General features: G+C 63.9%; 14 protein-coding genes. 7 read left to right on the top strand and 7 right to left on the bottom strand.

Features of this window, described 5'->3' with window-relative positions; genetic code table 11:
• Positions 1-43 precede the first annotated feature (43 nt).
• From pyrC to Q7V46_RS05965, 4 genes are all read right to left on the bottom strand, one after another.
• Positions 44-1,090 carry a dihydroorotase gene (pyrC, locus tag Q7V46_RS05980; RefSeq protein WP_304912609.1) on the bottom strand — a complete coding sequence of 349 codons (1,047 nt, stop codon included), beginning with the start codon at positions 1,088-1,090 and terminating at the stop codon, positions 44-46.
• Between the two features lie 131 nt (positions 1,091-1,221).
• On the bottom strand, positions 1,222-1,551 hold the full coding sequence (locus Q7V46_RS05975; protein WP_370690287.1) for a transporter substrate-binding domain-containing protein: 330 nt from the start codon (positions 1,549-1,551) through the stop codon (positions 1,222-1,224).
• A 23-nt stretch (positions 1,552-1,574) separates the two neighbouring features.
• A complete protein-coding gene (locus tag Q7V46_RS05970; protein ID WP_304912607.1) occupies positions 1,575-2,501 on the bottom strand; it encodes a LysR substrate-binding domain-containing protein in 927 nt (308 codons plus the stop codon).
• Positions 2,502-2,672: 171 nt separating this feature from the next.
• Positions 2,673-4,586: an ABC transporter ATP-binding protein/permease gene (locus tag Q7V46_RS05965; protein WP_304912606.1), complete on the bottom strand. Its 1,914-nt coding sequence runs from the start codon at positions 4,584-4,586 to the stop codon at positions 2,673-2,675.
• Between the two features lie 37 nt (positions 4,587-4,623).
• Here Q7V46_RS05965 and Q7V46_RS05960 point away from each other — a divergent pair, with 37 nt between their 5' ends.
• Complete coding sequence (locus Q7V46_RS05960) at positions 4,624-5,064, top strand: acyl-CoA thioesterase (RefSeq protein WP_304912605.1); 441 nt, start codon at positions 4,624-4,626, stop codon at positions 5,062-5,064.
• Positions 5,065-5,203: 139 nt separating this feature from the next.
• Entirely contained in the window at positions 5,204-5,779 is a 576-nt protein-coding gene (gene bamE / locus Q7V46_RS05955; RefSeq protein WP_304912604.1) for an outer membrane protein assembly factor BamE, read from the top strand.
• Between the two features lie 197 nt (positions 5,780-5,976).
• On the opposite strand, the gene Q7V46_RS05950 is transcribed toward bamE, so the two are convergent.
• From Q7V46_RS05950 to Q7V46_RS05940, 3 genes are all read right to left on the bottom strand, one after another.
• A complete protein-coding gene (locus Q7V46_RS05950) occupies positions 5,977-6,726 on the bottom strand; it encodes a type 1 glutamine amidotransferase (protein WP_304912603.1) in 750 nt (249 codons plus the stop codon).
• A 92-nt stretch (positions 6,727-6,818) separates the two neighbouring features.
• Positions 6,819-7,622 (bottom strand): crotonase/enoyl-CoA hydratase family protein, encoded by an 804-nt coding sequence (locus tag Q7V46_RS05945; protein WP_304912602.1) that lies wholly within the window; start codon positions 7,620-7,622, stop codon positions 6,819-6,821.
• Entirely contained in the window at positions 7,619-9,565 is a 1,947-nt protein-coding gene (locus Q7V46_RS05940) for an acyclic terpene utilization AtuA family protein (protein WP_304912601.1), read from the bottom strand. The genes Q7V46_RS05945 and Q7V46_RS05940 overlap by 4 nt, the downstream gene beginning before the upstream one ends.
• 277 nt (positions 9,566-9,842) lie before the next feature.
• Here Q7V46_RS05940 and Q7V46_RS05935 point away from each other — a divergent pair, with 277 nt between their 5' ends.
• The 5 genes from Q7V46_RS05935 to Q7V46_RS05915 all read left to right on the top strand — a co-directional run bounded on the left by Q7V46_RS05935 (position 9,843) and on the right by Q7V46_RS05915 (position 15,843).
• Complete coding sequence (locus Q7V46_RS05935; RefSeq protein ID WP_304912600.1) at positions 9,843-10,718, top strand: branched-chain amino acid ABC transporter permease; 876 nt, start codon at positions 9,843-9,845, stop codon at positions 10,716-10,718.
• Positions 10,719-10,844: 126 nt separating this feature from the next.
• Positions 10,845-11,921, top strand: a complete 1,077-nt coding sequence (locus tag Q7V46_RS05930) for a branched-chain amino acid ABC transporter permease (protein ID WP_304912599.1) — start codon at positions 10,845-10,847, stop codon at positions 11,919-11,921.
• Between the two features lie 140 nt (positions 11,922-12,061).
• Positions 12,062-12,898 carry an ABC transporter ATP-binding protein gene (locus Q7V46_RS05925; protein WP_304912598.1) on the top strand — a complete coding sequence of 279 codons (837 nt, stop codon included), beginning with the start codon at positions 12,062-12,064 and terminating at the stop codon, positions 12,896-12,898.
• Positions 12,895-13,683, top strand: coding sequence for an ABC transporter ATP-binding protein (locus Q7V46_RS05920; protein WP_304912597.1), 789 nt, complete (start codon positions 12,895-12,897; stop codon positions 13,681-13,683). The genes Q7V46_RS05925 and Q7V46_RS05920 overlap by 4 nt, the downstream gene beginning before the upstream one ends.
• A 303-nt stretch (positions 13,684-13,986) precedes the next feature.
• The gene (locus Q7V46_RS05915) at positions 13,987-15,843 is read left to right on the top strand and encodes a long-chain fatty acid--CoA ligase (RefSeq protein ID WP_304912596.1); all 1,857 of its coding nucleotides are present in this window, start codon (positions 13,987-13,989) and stop codon (positions 15,841-15,843) included.
• Positions 15,844-15,887: the final 44 nt, after the last annotated feature.

Genomic DNA, 15,887 nt, shown 5'->3' with positions numbered 1-15,887 from the left:
TCGGTGTCACGATCGCCCGCATTGCAGCTACCGTCTGATCGCGTCAGGCCACCAATCGCCAGGGCAACGCCTCGCCCGAGCGCAAGGGTTTGAGTTCGGCTTCGCCGAATGTGAAACTGGCTGGCGGCGTCCAGTGCTCCCTGCGCAAGGTGATGGTGCCGGTGTTGCGAGGCAGGCCATAAAAAGCCGGCCCGTTGAAACTGGCAAAGGCTTCGAGCTTGTCGAGGGCGCTAGCAGCCTCAAAAGCCTCGGCGTACATCTCGATGGCTGCGTGAGCCGTGTAGCAGCCGGCACACCCGGTGGCGTGCTCTTTCAGATGCGCCGGGTGCGGCGCGCTGTCGGTACCCAGAAAGAAGCGATCGCCTCCGCCTGTGGCCGCAGCGACCAGGGCCAGACGATGGGTCTCGCGCTTGAGCACCGGCAGGCAGTAGTAATGTGGGCGGATACCGCCCGTGAAAATCGCGTTGCGGTTGTAGAGCAGGTGGTGGGCGGTGATGGTGGCGCCCAGGAACCGGTCGCCCTCAGTCACGTACTGGGCGGCTTCCCTGGTGGTGATGTGTTCCATCACGATCTTGAGTTCCGGGAAATCGCGGCGCAGCGGCTCCAGATGCTGTTCGATGAACACCGCTTCGCGGTCGAATAGATCGATGTCGGGCGACGTGACTTCGCCGTGCACCAGCAGGAGCACACCCGCACGCTGCATGGCTTCCAGCGTCTTGTGGGTCTTGCGGATGTCGGTCACGCCAGCATCGCTGTTGGTGGTGGCGCCTGCCGGGTACAGCTTCACGGCCACCACACCTGCGTCTTTCGCCCGGGTGATTTCGTCTGGTGGCAGGTTGTCGGTGAGGTACAGCGTCATCAGCGGCTCGAACGCCATGCCCGCAGGCACGGCCGCGCGGATGCGTTCGGCATAGGCCGTGGCCTGGGCCGCAGTGGTCACCGGTGGCTTGAGATTGGGCATGATGATGGCACGGCCAAACTGTGCTGCAGTGTGCGGCACCACGGTGCGCAAGGCGTCGCCATCGCGCACATGCAGGTGCCAGTCGTCTGGGCGGGTGATGGTGAGGGTGCTGGAGGCTGTGGAGTTCATCGCCCGATTGTCTCAAACCGGCGTGGAGGTCTCCCGATAACTGCAGACGTTCGACGAGCACCCTGCCTTCAACTCAATTCAACTCACCCTGCGGAGCGCGTGCCCCCAGTCAAGGGGCGCCGAGGGTCCGGCTACGCCGGCCCAAGGGCGCCGCCCCCCTCCAAGCGTCGCATCTCATCGTCGATGATCTTCGTGAAAGCAGACTCGTCCTTGGGCAGCATGATGGCCAGCGGCTCGGTGGTGAAGAACCACCCCACCAGCTTCAGCGCTTTCGGATCTGCCCTTCCGGTGGCCATGCCGTAGAGCAGCACGTCATCCATGGCAAACGCCTGGACCTTGGCGCTCTCCACCAACTCCACCGCGCGCTCGTAGCGGTCGGCTTTGAAGATGTCGAGCTTGAGGCAGCGCTCCAGATCCACCCGATGAAGCGCCACCGGCGGCGTGGTGTTGCGGGTCGACACCACCGGGACGCCTGCCCTCCTTTTCAGGCTTTGCTGCGGGTCAGACTCTCGGCCAGCCGACTCCAGAACACCTGTACCGCTCGTTTGCCCTTCTGGGTGTCCATCGGTCGTGCACGGTAAATGCGGATGTCGAGTTCGGCTTCCAGCCCCCCGCCCGCAGACACCAGTTTCTTGGCGCGCACCTCCTTGCGCACCGCGCTGGCCGGCAGGAAGGCGATGCCATGCCCCTCCAGGGCCATGGCCTTGAGTCCTTCGGCCATGTCGGTTTCGTAAATGCGGTCCAGGTGAACCGGCGTGCCACCCTGCTTCACCAGCTGATCCACCGCCCGCCCCAGATAGGCGCCGGGCGCATAGGCCAGGTAGGGCACCGGCTGGCTGGCCGTGCCAGGGAGCGCATACAGCGGGGCCCCAAGTTCGTCGGGCCGCACATAGGGCGCCAGCAACTCGCGTCCCAGGGGCATCATTTCATAGCGCTCGGCGTCGAGCTGGATCGGCTGGGCCGCGTGATGGTACGCAATCAGCAAGTCGCAACTGCCCTCGACCAGGCGCATCACGGCATCGTGCACATTGAGTGCAATCAGGCGGCTCTTGATGGGGCCGCTGATCTCGCGCAAGCCGGACAGCCAGGACGGGAAGAAGGTGAATGCCAGCGTGTGCGGCACCGCGAATTCGATCACGTCTTGCGCCGCCGCGGTGTGAGCGCGCAGCATCGCGCGTGTGCTCTGGAGGGCCTGGAGCATCTCCAGCGCCTGGTCGTACAACGTCTGACCGGCTGGCGTGAGCCGGGTGGGATACGACGAACGATCAACCAGATCGGTGCCTGCCCAGGCCTCCAATGACTGGATGCGCCGGGAGAATGCGGGCTGGGTGACGTGCCTGAGCAACGCCGAGCGGCTGAAGCTTCGGGTTTCAGCGAGGCTGACGAAATCCTCGAGCCATTTGGTTTCCATGGACGCGGATTGTGACACTCCCGCGCCGCGCTGCCCTCGGCGTCACTCCCCAGGGGCCGATGCCTGCGCGCCTGAGGGGGGGGTGAATCCAGAACAGCGCGGAGCCGGCTTTGCCGGGTCGCTGCTGTTGCCCCCTGAGGGGTGACGCCGAAGGCGGCGCGGGGGGGATATTCAATCCGCCCCGGACTGCTGCAACGCCCACATCCCCGCATACACGCCACCCGAGGACACCAGCTGTGCATGCGTCCCCCGTTCCACGATTTCGCCATTCACCAGCACCAGGATCTCATGCGCATCCACCACCGTAGACAAACGGTGCGCAATCACCAGCGTGGTCTTGTTGCGAGCCGCCGACTTCAGCTCCGCCTGAATGGCCCGCTCGTTGGCCGAGTCCAGCGCCGAAGTGGCTTCGTCGAAGATCACGATGGGCGGATTCTTCAACAGGGTGCGCGCAATGGCCACGCGCTGCTTTTCACCACCCGAGAGCTTCAGACCGCGCTCGCCCACCATGGTGCGGTAGCCCAGCGGCAGCTTTTCGATGAAGCTGTGAATGTGCGCCGCGCTGGCTGCCGCCACCGCCGCTTCATGCCCTGCGTCGGGTCGGCCGTAGAGGATGTTGTATTCAATGGTGTCGTTGAACAGCACGGTGTCCTGCGGAACGATGCCGATGGCCTGCCGAACGCTCGACTGCGTGACTTCGCGGATGTCCTGACCGTTGATGAGAATGCGACCGAATTCAGCGCCGGGCCGCCCCAAGCTGACTTCAGCCCCCTCGGGGGGCAGCGGACCTCGCGCAGCGAGGGAGCGTGGGGGCTCATGGTTCGACACATCGTAAAAACGGTACAGCAGCCGCGCCAGGGTGGACTTGCCCGAGCCGGACGGCCCGACCACTGCCACGGTCTTACCGGGTGGAATCTCGAAGCTCACCCCGTGCAGGATCTCGCGCGCCGGCTCGTAGGCAAAGCGCACGTTCTCGAACCTCACCGCCGGCGGGCCATCCAGTGCCAGCGGCCGGGCATCGGGCGCATCGGCGATCTCGCGCTCCTTTTCCAGCAACACGAACATCTTGTCCAGGTCGGTCAGGCTCTGCTTGATCTCGCGGTAGAGCACGCCCAGGAACCCTAGTGGAATGTAGAGCTGGATCATGAAGGCGTTGACCATGACCAGGTCGCCCAGCGTCATCTCGCCGTTTGCCACGCCCTGGGTGGCGCGCCAGAGCATGAGCACCAGCGCGATGGCGATCACCAGTTGCTGACCCGCGTTGAGCAGGGACAGCGTGGTCTGGCTCTTGATGCGGGCGCGGCGCAGCTTTTCCAGGGCTTCGTCGTACCGGCTGGCCTCGAAAGCTTCGTTGTTGAAGTACTTGACCGTCTCGTAGTTCAGCAGCGAGTCGATGGCGCGGGTCTGGCTGACCGATTCCAGCTCGTTCATCTGGCGTCGGAACTTGGTGCGCCACTCTGTCACCACCACGGTGAAGGTCACGTACAACACCAGCGCCACCAGCGTGATCCACACGTAGCCCATGTCGAACTTGGTGCCCAGCAGCGCCAGCACCATGGTCACCTCGATCAGGGTGGGAACGATGCTGTAGAGCGAATACGAGATCAGCGACTGCACTCCCCGGGTGCCGCGCTCGATGTCGCGGGTCATGCCGCCGGTCTGCCGCTCCAGGTGGAAACGCAGGCTCAGGGCGTGAAGGTGGCCGAACACCTCCAGCGCGATGCTGCGCGTGGCGCCTTCGGTGGCTTTGGCGAACACCAGTTCGCGCAGTTCGGTGAACACGCTGGTGGACAGGCGCAGCCCGCCATACGCCAGCAGCAGACCCACCGGCACCACCAGCATCGACTCCACGCTGCCGGGCCGGATGCTCATCGCATCCACCAGCTCCTTGAGCAACAGCGGCACGCTCACATTGGCCATCTTGGCCGCCACCATGAAGCCCAGCGCAAGCACCACGCGCCACTTGTAGCGCCAAAGGTAGGGCAGCAGCCGCGACAGAGTGGCCCAGTCGGAGCGCCCGGAGGGGGGTGTTGCGGATGACGCGGGATCGACGGGGAGCGGCTGGGAGACGGCAGTGGGGCGCATGAACGAGAATGTGTGCTGTTGTTTCCAGATTGTGACCATGTCCACCGAATCAAGCCCCCGCCCCGAAAGTGCCCTGCCCCAGGACCGTGAACTGGTGTTGAAAGTCATCCCCATGCCAGCCGACACCAACGGCAATGGCGACATCTTTGGCGGCTGGGTCATGGCCCAGGTCGACCTGGCCGGCTCGGTGCTGCCGGCTCGCTATGTGCGCGGCCGCATGGCCACGGTGGCGGTCAACCAGTTCATCTTCAAGCAGCCGGTGCGCGTGGGAGACATCCTGAGTTTCTTCTCGCACGTCTCGCGCGTCGGCAACACATCCATCACGGTACAGGTCGAAGTCTTCGCCGAGCGTTTTTCGGCGCAGGGCCAGTACGTCAAGGTGACCGAGGCCAGCCTGACCTATGTGGCGATCGACAACGAGGGCCGACCTCGGCCGATCCCCAAGGACGGGCTGAAGATTCCAGATCTGGCAGCTTGACCGGGCGGCTACCAGCACCGCGCCCCGATCAGCCACTTTGTTGGCATGCCGGCGTTGGCGCTGGGCGTGCGACAGGCCAGCGGCTTCGCACGCCACTCGATGGGGTGGCCCTTCCGATTGCCTTCAAGGGATAACTGCAATGAACTTTCGAACTGCCTTCCCCACCGTGCTGGGTCTGTGCATGGCCTTGCCTGGCAGCTTCACCCACGCACAGGTGCCCGAGCAGGGCTTCCTGTGCTGCAACATGCGCACCGATGGCAGCTGGATCAGCGACATCAACTATGAAGAAAGCGGCAAGCGCATCGTTCCCTACGGTACGCCCCTGACCTTCAAGGGCTTCGGGCGCAACCGCGTTGAGGTGGAAATGGAGGGCAAACGGCAATGGCTGGGCAACGACTACAGCCGCGACCTGAGCAAGGAGGCTTTTGCCCAGCGGTACATCGTCGCCACCGACCCCCGCACGGTGGTGGCCAAAGCCGGCCCCAAGGTGCGCCAGGCGATCGAGACCGCCCGCGTGACGCCGGGCATGACCCGCGAGCAGGTGGCGATGGCGGTGGGTTACCCCGTGAGCAGCGAAAACCCCAACCTGGATGCGCCGCGCTGGCGCTACTGGCTGTGGAGCTATTCACCCTTCACGGTGATCTTCAATGAGCAGGGGCGCGTGGCCTCGGTGGAGACCGATGCGGACACGATGCTCAAAGTGTTCTTGAAGTAAAGGCACACCCCCGCCGCTGTACTTGGGGCCCGCCCCCGCCGCGCTTCGCGCGACCCCCTCAAAGGGGGCGACACCAGAGGCCCGGCAGTACCGGTTCCTCGGTGTCTGTGGATCAGGCACCTCACTCCGGTTTCGTCACTTCCGTGCGCTCAGTCGGTCGAAACCCGGCCAGGCTGCTCGCGAGCCCGGCAGCCCGCTCACCGCCAGCGCGAACGCCACTGCGTGTAGATGTGGTCGGCCAAGGCCTGGCTGCCCGCTTGGTACTTCGCGGTGGCTGCGTTCATGTCGGCGGGGGACTGCACGCTGTCCGGGTGCAGGGTGATGGCTGCGGGGTACACGTCGCCAGGCTCGGCGAGCCAGGTGGCGATTTTCCGGGGGGTGATTTCGATGTGAAACTGCATGGCGAGGTGGGGGCCGATGGCGAAGGCCTGGTGGGCGCATATGGGTGATGTGGCCAACAGTTCAGCATGTTCGGGCAGCTCCACAAAACTGTCGTAGTGCCATTGATAGACCACGGTTTCACTCGCGTCGCCCAGCCAGGTGAGCGCCGCATCACTTTCCCGCCTTCGTATGGGCAACCAACCCACTTCGGGCTGGGGGAGGCGTTCCACCCGCCCGCCGAATGCACGGGCCATGAGCTGGCCGCCCAGGCAATGCCCGACGACGGGAATACCCAGCGCATCGGCTTCGAGAATCAGGGCTTCGGCCTGGCGCAACGTGGGGCGGTCGTCGTTGGCGCCCCATTCGCCACCGAGCACAGCCAGCGCACGGTACCCGCTCACTGAATCGGGATAGGCCTCGCCAGCTTCTGCACACAGCACCCGCCACGACACACCCTGTGCATCCAGCCATTGGCCCAGATAGCCAGGGGAATCTTCCAGGGTGTGCTGCAACACGAGCACATCCAGCTGACTGGCCCTGGGCGCGTTCATCGATTGATCATTCATTCGGTCCATGATACGAAGCCATTCGGCTGTACCGGGGCCAATGGGGGCATCCGCCGGGGGACCGATCGGCAGATGAACCTGCGGCCTGTGCGTCAGAACTGGCCGTGGCGCCCGGTTCCGCCGGCGAATCGGCGCGCACCCGCCAGCGCATCCGGTATACGTTGGCGACCCCGTTCCCACTCCTGAAGCAGCGCGTCACCCATGGGCAGATCCCATTGTTGGTGGGCACTTTCGCGGTCGGCCCGCATGGTGGCCTGGGGGAAGGCCGCAAGCTGCTGAGCCAACGCGATGGCGGCTTCGCGCGCATGGCCCTTGGGCACCACGCGGTTGGCCAGGCCCATCTGCCGGGCTTCGTCAGCCTCCACCTTGCGGCCGGTGAGAATCAGATCCATGGCATGCCCCATGCCGATCAGGCGTGGAAGCCGGACCGTTCCACCGTCGATCAGTGGCACACCGAAACGGCGGCAATAGACACCGAAATAGGCGTCCTCCTCCATGACCCGCAGGTCGCACCACAAGGCGAGCTCCATGCCGCCGGCCACGGCGGCCCCGCTGACGGCGGCGACCACCGGTTTGCTCAGGTGCAATCGCGACGGCCCCATCGGTCCCAGTGCGCGCGTGTCACCGGGGGCGAAGTCCAGAGCTTCAAGACCGCCGGTTTCACCGCGTTCGGCCAGTGCAGCGCCGAACTGCAGGTCCCAGCCGGCGCAGAAATGGCCGTGCGCGCCGTGAAACACCGCCACCTTGGCGGCGTCATCGTCTTCGAAGGCGAGGAAGGCCGCGTGCAGGGCTCGAGCTGTGGGTGTATCAACCGCGTTGCGCACGTCGGGCCGGTCGAGGGTGACGATCCAGATACCGTCGTCCTGTTTTTCTGTGGTCACGGGGTTGGCGTTCATCTCATTCCTTCGGTTTCATGGGCAGGGGGGGCTGCACCCCACCACCCCACACGTGGCGCATTCAGGGCCTGCTCCAACTCTTCCGTCATGACCTCAATCTCGAGCCGCAACAACGCCCCCGCCATGGACTTTCCCAGGTTGTCCAGGCGAAGATTGCGTGCCCCCCCACCCTGCAATGCACCCCGCAGCACGAACTTGAGCGCCAGGATGTTTGGCAAGGCCCAGGCATCCACTTCACCCTGCAGCCAGGGCGCGAAGTGTGCTTGCACGCGTTCGGCTGTGACCTCGCGTTCAAGGATGGCGTAACCCGTCGCGTTCCAGGCGAAGAGGCCAAAGTCGACCCAGTCGGCCTTGTCGCCGCTGCGTGCGTGCGCGATGCGCGCCAAGGGGACACGAACAGAACCGGTGTGTGTTCCGGCCTCGGGCTTTTGACAGGCTGTCTCAGTGCCAACCGGGGCCAGTGGTCCGGGGAGAGCGAAAACGGCGTCTGCTGGCGCGTTGTTGTTGCCTGCCAGTTGGGTGTGCAAAGGGGCAGTGACCGGCGCGGTACTGCCCAGCAGCTGCACCTCCACGCGCGCTTCCACCGCCTGCCGTGACACCAGCGAAGGCCAGATGCCCAGCAACTCGCTGGTGTTGTGCAGGCCGGTGAAGCCGCAGGTGTAGGCAGGGCCGCTCAGGCCGATCCAGGGGAACAGGCGGCCAAAACCATCTGCAGCCGCTTTGCTGGGCGTGCGCAGCACCATGCGCGTCCAGATCTCGTTCAGGTTGTTGAGCGCAGTCGCTTCCGGCAGCGGCGCGAGCGCCCCGTGTGCGGAACTCAGGCCGGGGTATTCCACGTACAGCTCGTCGAAAGGCATGCGCTTCTCTTCGAGCAGCGTGCGGATGGTGGCTTGCGCGGCTTGCGCCTTGTCCCAGGCATCCGGCCATGAAAAGCCCCAGGTCACCTCGGCCCTGTGGCCGTCACGGTAGCCAGCCACGACTTTGAGCGTATCGGGCGGTGCCGTACCACGGGCTCCCGTCAGTTGCACGCGGTCCTGCCCTTTGTCTTCGATCTGGATGTGATCCATGTCGAGCACCACATCGGGCGACAGATAGGCGTGTGGGTTGTGCACTTCGTAGAGCAGTTGCTGGCGCACGGTGTCGAAATTGATACGCCCTCCTGTGCCGGGCGCCTTGGTGATGAGCGCGCGGCTGTCTTCCCAGACTTCGGCGACGGGGTAGCCAATGTGTGCCAGGTCGGGAATGGACTGCCACGCGCCCTGGCTGCCGAAATTGCCACCGCTGCCCTGGCCGGAACACTCCAGCAGGTGGCCCACCGTGAGCCCTTGAGCCAGACGGTTCAAGTCGGTTTCCGTGTGGGCACCCTCCAGCGTCCACCCCAGGGCGTGCACCAGCGGCCCCAGGAACAACGCCGCATCGGCCACCCGGCCGGTGATGACAATGTCGGCACCCGCATCCAGCGCCCGCACGATGGGCGCAGCGCCCAGGTACGCGTTGGCGAACACCAGTCGCTCGCGCACAACGGCCACCGGCAAACCATTGAACAGATGAGCAAACTGGTCAGACGGCGTGTCGGTGTCGAGCAGGCGGGGCAGCACATCGTCGCCCGCGACCACTGCCACGCGGGCCTGAAGCCCCTTCGCTGCAAACGCGGCCAGCACCGCTTGGGCGGCGCCGTGCGGATTGAGTCCGCCCGCGTTGCAGACGAAGCGCACACCGCGTGGCTGCATGAGCGGCCACAGACGCAGCAGCATGGGCACCACATCGCGCGCATAACCCAGCGTGGGGTCGCGCTGCCGGTCTTTCTGCAGGATGGCGAGCGTGAGTTCAGCAAGGTGGTCGCTGGCAATGAACTGCACGTTGCCGCGTTCAATGCTGGCCACCACGGGCTCCCAGTTGTCACCGTAAAAACCGAGACCTGCGCCGATGCGAATGGATTTCATGACGAATGGATGAAATTGGAAAAGGCAGCATAAAACCTCTGTCCATTTTTGCCAAGCGAATGCTTTGTGAAAATAACTGCCGCCTGCGCCGACCGCCACGGGATCGCTCAATCACCGCAGCCTGATGGTGGCACGTAAGCGACTCTTTTGGGGAGAACCCTAGCGTCAGTCTTGTGCAAGACAGCTATAAACACCGCACATCGTCTGGGTGACCTGCCACAAAGCCTGCAGCAGCCGCCGGGAGGACCAAGGCGCCAGACCACACAGGAGAAACCGCGTGCAACTGCTGCAACTGCTCATCAGCGGCGTGGCCCAGGGCTGTATTTACGGACTCATTGCCCTGGGCTTCGTTCTGATCTACAAAGCCACGGAGACGGTCAGTTTTGCCCAGGGCGACCTGATGATGGTGGGCGCCTTCGCTGGCCTGGTCACCATGACCATGCTGGGCTTTCCGTTCTGGCTGGCGGTGCCATCGGCCATCATTGCCATGGGCCTCTTTGGCGTGGTGCTTGAGCGCGTGGTGATCCGCCCCATTCTGGGGCAGCCAGCTTTCACCATTGTGATGTTGACGATCGGTGTCGGCTACGTATTGCGCGGTCTGATCACCATGATCCCCGACATCGGCACCGACACCCACACCCTGCCCGTTCCCTACGCTGGCGAAGTGATGCGCCTGGGGACCTTGGTGGTGTCGGCCGAACAGGTGGTGGTGATCGGCGTCACCATCGTGCTCTGCGCTGGCCTTTTCGCCATGTTCCGCTATTCCAAGCTGGGCATCGCCATGCAGGCGGCTTCGCAGAACCAGCTCGCGGCCTACTACATGGGCATTCCGGTCAAGCGCATCAACGGGCTCGTCTGGGGCCTGGCCGCGGCCGTGGCGGCTGTGGCAGGGCTGCTGCTCGCACCCATCACCTTCGTGCACGCCAACATGGGCTTCATCGGCCTCAAAGCCTTTCCGGCGGCGGTGGTGGGCGGCTTCGGCAGCCTGCCCGGCGCCATCGTGGGCGGCCTGATCATCGGCATCGTGGAAGCCCTGGCCGGGTTCTACCTGCCCGAAGGCTTCAAGGACATCGCACCCTACATCGTGGTGCTGATCATGCTGGTGCTCAAGCCCAATGGCCTGTTCGGCGAGAAGCTAAGGAAAAAAGTATGACGAAGCCGAATAAGCACTTGAGCCGAGGCCACTTCCAGGGCGGCCGCGGAACCGGCTTTGCCGGGCCGCAGGCAGCGCCCCCCTTGGGGGGTTGCGCCGCAGGCGCTTCGGGGGGGAGTCGCTGACATGCGTTTTTTATTTAAGACCGACTACAACCAGGACATCCGGCTGGCCAAGCATGGCGGCCATGTGTTCTGGTACGGGCTGCTTTGCCTGTTCATGGTGGCGGCGCCCTGGCTGGTGCAGGAGTACTGGCTGGCACAGTTCACCTTTGTGCTGATCTACGCGATCGTGGGCCTGGGCCTGATGTTGCTGGCCGGCTTCACAGGTTTGTTCTCGCTGGGCCATGCGGCGTTTCTGGGCGTGGGCGCCTACACGCAGGCCATCATGGTCAATGCGGGTTTTCCGTTTCCGCTGGCGCTGGCCTGCGCGGGCCTGCTGTCGGCGGCGGTGGGCATGGTGGTTGGCCTGCCTGCTCTGCGGGTCAAGGGCATCTACCTGGGCATGGCCACGCTGGCGTTCGGCTTCATCGTGGAAGAAGGCATGGCTCGCTGGGAAAGCGTGACCGGCGGTAACGCCGGCATGATGGTCAACCAACCGGCCCTGTTCGGCTGGACGCTGGATACACCCACCGAGTTCTATTTCCTTTGCCTGCTGGTCACGGTGCTGTGCACGCTGGGTATCGTGAACCTGCTGCGATCGTCCACCGGGCGGGCATTTGTGGCCATTCGCGACTCGGAGATTTCGGCGCAGAGCATGGGCATTCATCTGGCGCGCTACAAGACCATGAGTTTTGCACTCTCGGCCGCGCTGGCGGGCATTGGCGGCGCCCTGTATGCGCACCAGATCCAGTTTCTCTCCCCTGACCAGTTCAGCCTGCTGCAGTCGGTGGATCTGCTTCTGATGATCGTGATCGGCGGCCTGGGCTCCATTCACGGCGCGTTCCTGGGCGCCATCTTCATCATCGTGATGCCACAGCTGATCTCCATCGGCAAGGATTTTCTGCCTGCGGTGATTGCCGATGCCACCGGCCTCAAGGGCGTGGTCTACGGCGTGGTGCTGGTGGCCATCGTGCTGTTTGAACCCATGGGCCTTTATGGTCGCTGGCTGAAGATCCGCACCTACTTCCAGCTGTTCCCGTTCTACCGCAAGGGCATGTTCAAGCGGCAGAAATCGTTCCAGAAATCCGACAGATTGAAATGACCCACCCCCGTCGCTTGCCCACTGCGTGTAGCCGCATCCCCCCTCAAGGGGGCGACACCAGAGGCCCGGCAAAGCCGGTTCCTCGGTGTCTCTGGTCCGCGTCCCTACGCTCGTAACGTGTCATCAACCTGAAACCATTCATGACCGACGACATCCTTCTGTCTGCCCGCAACCTCAGCGTGCGCTTTGGCGGCGTGCTCGCGGTGAACAACGTGAGCTTTGACGTGAAGCGCGGTGAGGTGTTCACCCTGATCGGGCCCAATGGCGCGGGCAAGACCACGGTGTTCAACCTGATCAGCCGCATCTACACACCCACCACGGGCCACATCGATTTCGCCGGCCCTGACGGCATGCTCAAGCTCACCGAGCAGCCGCCACACAAAATCGCATCGCTGGGCATTGCACGCACGTTTCAGAACATCGAACTTTTTGAACACGCCACCGTTTTGCAGAATCTGCTGATCGGGCGCCACACACACCGCAAGACCGGGCTCTGGAGCGAACTGTTCTTCACCGGCAAGACGCGTGCAGCCGAGATCGAGGCGCGTGAAAGGGTGGAGCACGTGATCGAGCTGCTGGACCTGCAGCACCACCGCGAATCGATGGTGGCCGGCCTGCCTTATGGCGTGCGCAAGGTGGTGGAGCTGGCGCGGGCACTGTGCACCGAGCCCAAGTTGCTGCTGCTGGACGAACCTTCTTCCGGGCTGAACGTGGAAGAGACCGACGACATGGCGTTCTGGATCACCGACATCAAGAACGAACTCGGCATCACGGTGTTGATGGTGGAACACGACATGTCGCTGGTGTCCAAGGTGTCGGATCGGGTGTTGGCCATGAGCATGGGCGAGGAACTGGCCACCGGCACGCCAGCTGAAGTGCAGGCCCATCCCGGCGTGATCGAGGCTTACCTGGGTTCGGTGGACGACGTGTCAGGCCTGCGGCGGGAAAATCACAAGACACCGGGGGTATCGGCATGAGTGTTGCAACCTCCGACGCCCCTGTACTCAAGCTGCTCAATGTGGAGAGCGCCTACGGCCCCATCAAGGCGATCCGTGGCGTGAGCCTGCAGGTGCGGCGCGGCGAGATCGCCACCGTGCTGGGCTCCAACGGCGCGGGCAAGACGACCATTCTGAAAACCATCAGCGGCATCATCGACCCGCGCAAAGGCAGCATCGAGTTCAAAGGCGAACCCATCACGGCCCAGGACCCGGCCTTCATCGTGCAGCAGGGTCTGAGCCATGTGCCAGAGGGCCGCGAGGTGTTCCCGTTGCTGAGCGTGCGGGACAACCTGCTCATGGGCGCCTACACCCGCAAGGATCGCGACGGCGTGGCGCGCGACATGGAAGCGGTGTTCACCTATTTCCCCATCCTGCGCGAGCGCGCGGTGCAAGACGCCGGCCTGCTCTCTGGCGGCCAGCAGCAGATGCTGGCCATCAGCCGCGCGCTCATGGCCAACCCGGACCTGATCCTGCTCGATGAACCCAGCCTGGGCCTGAGCCCGAAGCTGACCAAGGAAATTTTCGAGATCGTGGTCCGCATCAACCGCGAACGCGGTACCACCATCTTGCTGGTGGAGCAGAACGCCAACATGGCGCTCAATGCATCCGACTACGGCTACGTGCTGGAGAACGGCCGCATCGTGATGGAAGACACCTGTGCCCGGCTGCGCGAAAAGGACGACATCAAGGAGTTCTACCTCGGCATGAAGGAAGAGGGTGTGCGCGCCGATCGACGCTGGAAGAAAAAGAAAAACTGGAGATGAAGATGAGGCACCCCCTGCGCCGCTTCGCGTCTTCCCCCTCTCTCGCCTTCGGCGGGAGGGGGACGCACCCTGTGGCCCGGCAAAGCCGGTTCCACGGGAGCCCTGGACTTCAGGCACGCGCTCCGGAAGATCGGTGCCCCCCCCTGCGCCGCTTCGCGTCTTCCCCCTCTCCATTTCGCGCCTTCGGCGCTGGGAGGGGGACGCACCCTTGGACCGGCGGAGCCGGATCCTCGGGAGCCCTGGATTGGAAGGCATCGCGCTCCGCCAATGTGTGGGCGCTTGTCAACGTCATGGATCACTGAAATGAGTACTCTCTGGGATCTCTCCCACATCCAGCCTCAGCCCAATATCGTGATGGAGGGCGAAACGATTCCGGCGCTGTTCTGGAACGCTGCGAAGGCGCGTGAGCCGAACGTGTGGATGCGCCAGAAGGACTTCGGCATCTGGCGCAGCTGGACATGGAACCAGACCGCTGAAGCCGTGCGCGAGATCTCGCACGGTCTCATGGCGCTGGGCTTTGGGCCGAAGGAAACGGCGTCCATCCTCTCCAACACCAACATCGAGTGGGTACTGAGCGACTTGGCGGTGCTGAGCGCGGGCGGTGTGTCCAACGGCATCTACCCCACCGACGCTTCCGAGCAGGTGCAGTACCTGTGCGAAGACTCCAGCACCACCGTGCTGTTCGTGGAAGACGACGAGCAGCTCGACAAGGCGCTGGTGGTGCGCGACCACCTGCCCAAGCTGCGCAAGATCGTGGTGTTCGACATGGAAGGCTTGCGTGAGCTCGACGACCCGCAGGTGATCAGCCTGGACGCCTTGCGCGAGCTGGGCAGGGAACACGCCCGCCAACACCCCCAGATGCTGGAGCAGCGGGTGGCCGCGTGCCAGCCAGACGATCTGGCCATCCTCGTTTACACATCTGGGACCACCGGCAAGCCCAAGGGCGCGATGCACAGCCACAAGGGGCTGATCTACACCGTGCGCGGCTACAACACACTGATCTCGCGCGACGAAAACGATGAGTGCATGTGTTTTCTGCCGCTGTGCCACATCGCCGAGCGCATGGGGGGCGAGTACTTCTCGCTCTACACCGGCGCCAAGCTCAACTTCGTGGAGAACCCGGAGACCGTGCCCGAGAACGTGCGCGAGATTGCGCCCACGGTGTTCACCGCCGTGCCGCGCGTGTGGGAGAAGTTTTACTCCGGCGTGATGATCGCGCTCAAGGAATCCGGCAAGCTGCAGCAACTGGCGTATGGCTGGTCCATTGGCGTGGGCCAGCGGGTGGCCGACCTGGTGCTGGCCAATCAGCCCGTGCCGGGTACGCTCAAGCTGCAGTTCCATATGGCGCGCATGCTGGTGCTCAACAACGTGCGCAAGCTCATCGGCATTCACAAGGCGCGCTTTCTGGTGACCGGCGCAGCGCCCATCTCACCGGATCTGGTGCGCTGGTACATGGCGCTGGGCGTGCCCATGCTGGAAGTGTGGGGCATGACCGAGACCTGTGGTGCGTCCACCGGCATCCCGGCCGAGCGAATCAAGCCCGGCAGCATCGGCCCTGCCGCCAGCTACAACGAAGTGAAGCTGGACCCGACCACCGGCGAGATTCTGGTGCGTGGCCCCAACGTGTTCATGGGCTACCTGAACCTGCCTGAGAAGACGGCCGAGACCATCGACGCCGACGGATGGCTGCACACCGGTGACGTGGGCTTGGTCGATGAGGAAGGGTTTTTCCGTATCACCGACCGCATGAAAGACATCATCATCACCGCAGGCGGCAAGAACATCACGCCCAGCGAGCTCGAGAACGAACTGAAGTTCTCGCCCTACGTGACCGACGCGGTGGTGATCGGCGACAAGCGCGCCTACCTCACCGTGATCATCATGATCGACCAGGAGAACGTGGAGAAATTTGCGCAGGACAACGATGTGCCGTTTTCCAACTACGCCAGCCTGACCCGTTCGCCCGAGGTGCAGCATCTCATCCAGGAAGAGATCGACCGAGTGAACAAGAAATTCGCCCGCGTGGAACAGATCAAGAAGTTCTTTCTGCTCGATACCCAGCTGTCTGCCGAAGACGAAGAACTCACGCCCACCATGAAGCTCAAACGCAAGCTGGTTGAAAAGAAGTATTCCCCACAGATCGAGGCCATGTACGGCTGAGCCTCCTTCTTGAACACCCCCTGCTTAAACACCCCGCCACCGCC

The sequence above is a fragment of the Hydrogenophaga sp. genome (genome assembly GCF_030651625.1).
Classification (GTDB): Bacteria; Pseudomonadota; Gammaproteobacteria; order Burkholderiales; family Burkholderiaceae_C; genus Hydrogenophaga.
The sequence above is the reverse complement of the archived record's forward strand: the minus strand, read 5'-3'. Positions and strand labels throughout refer to the sequence as shown.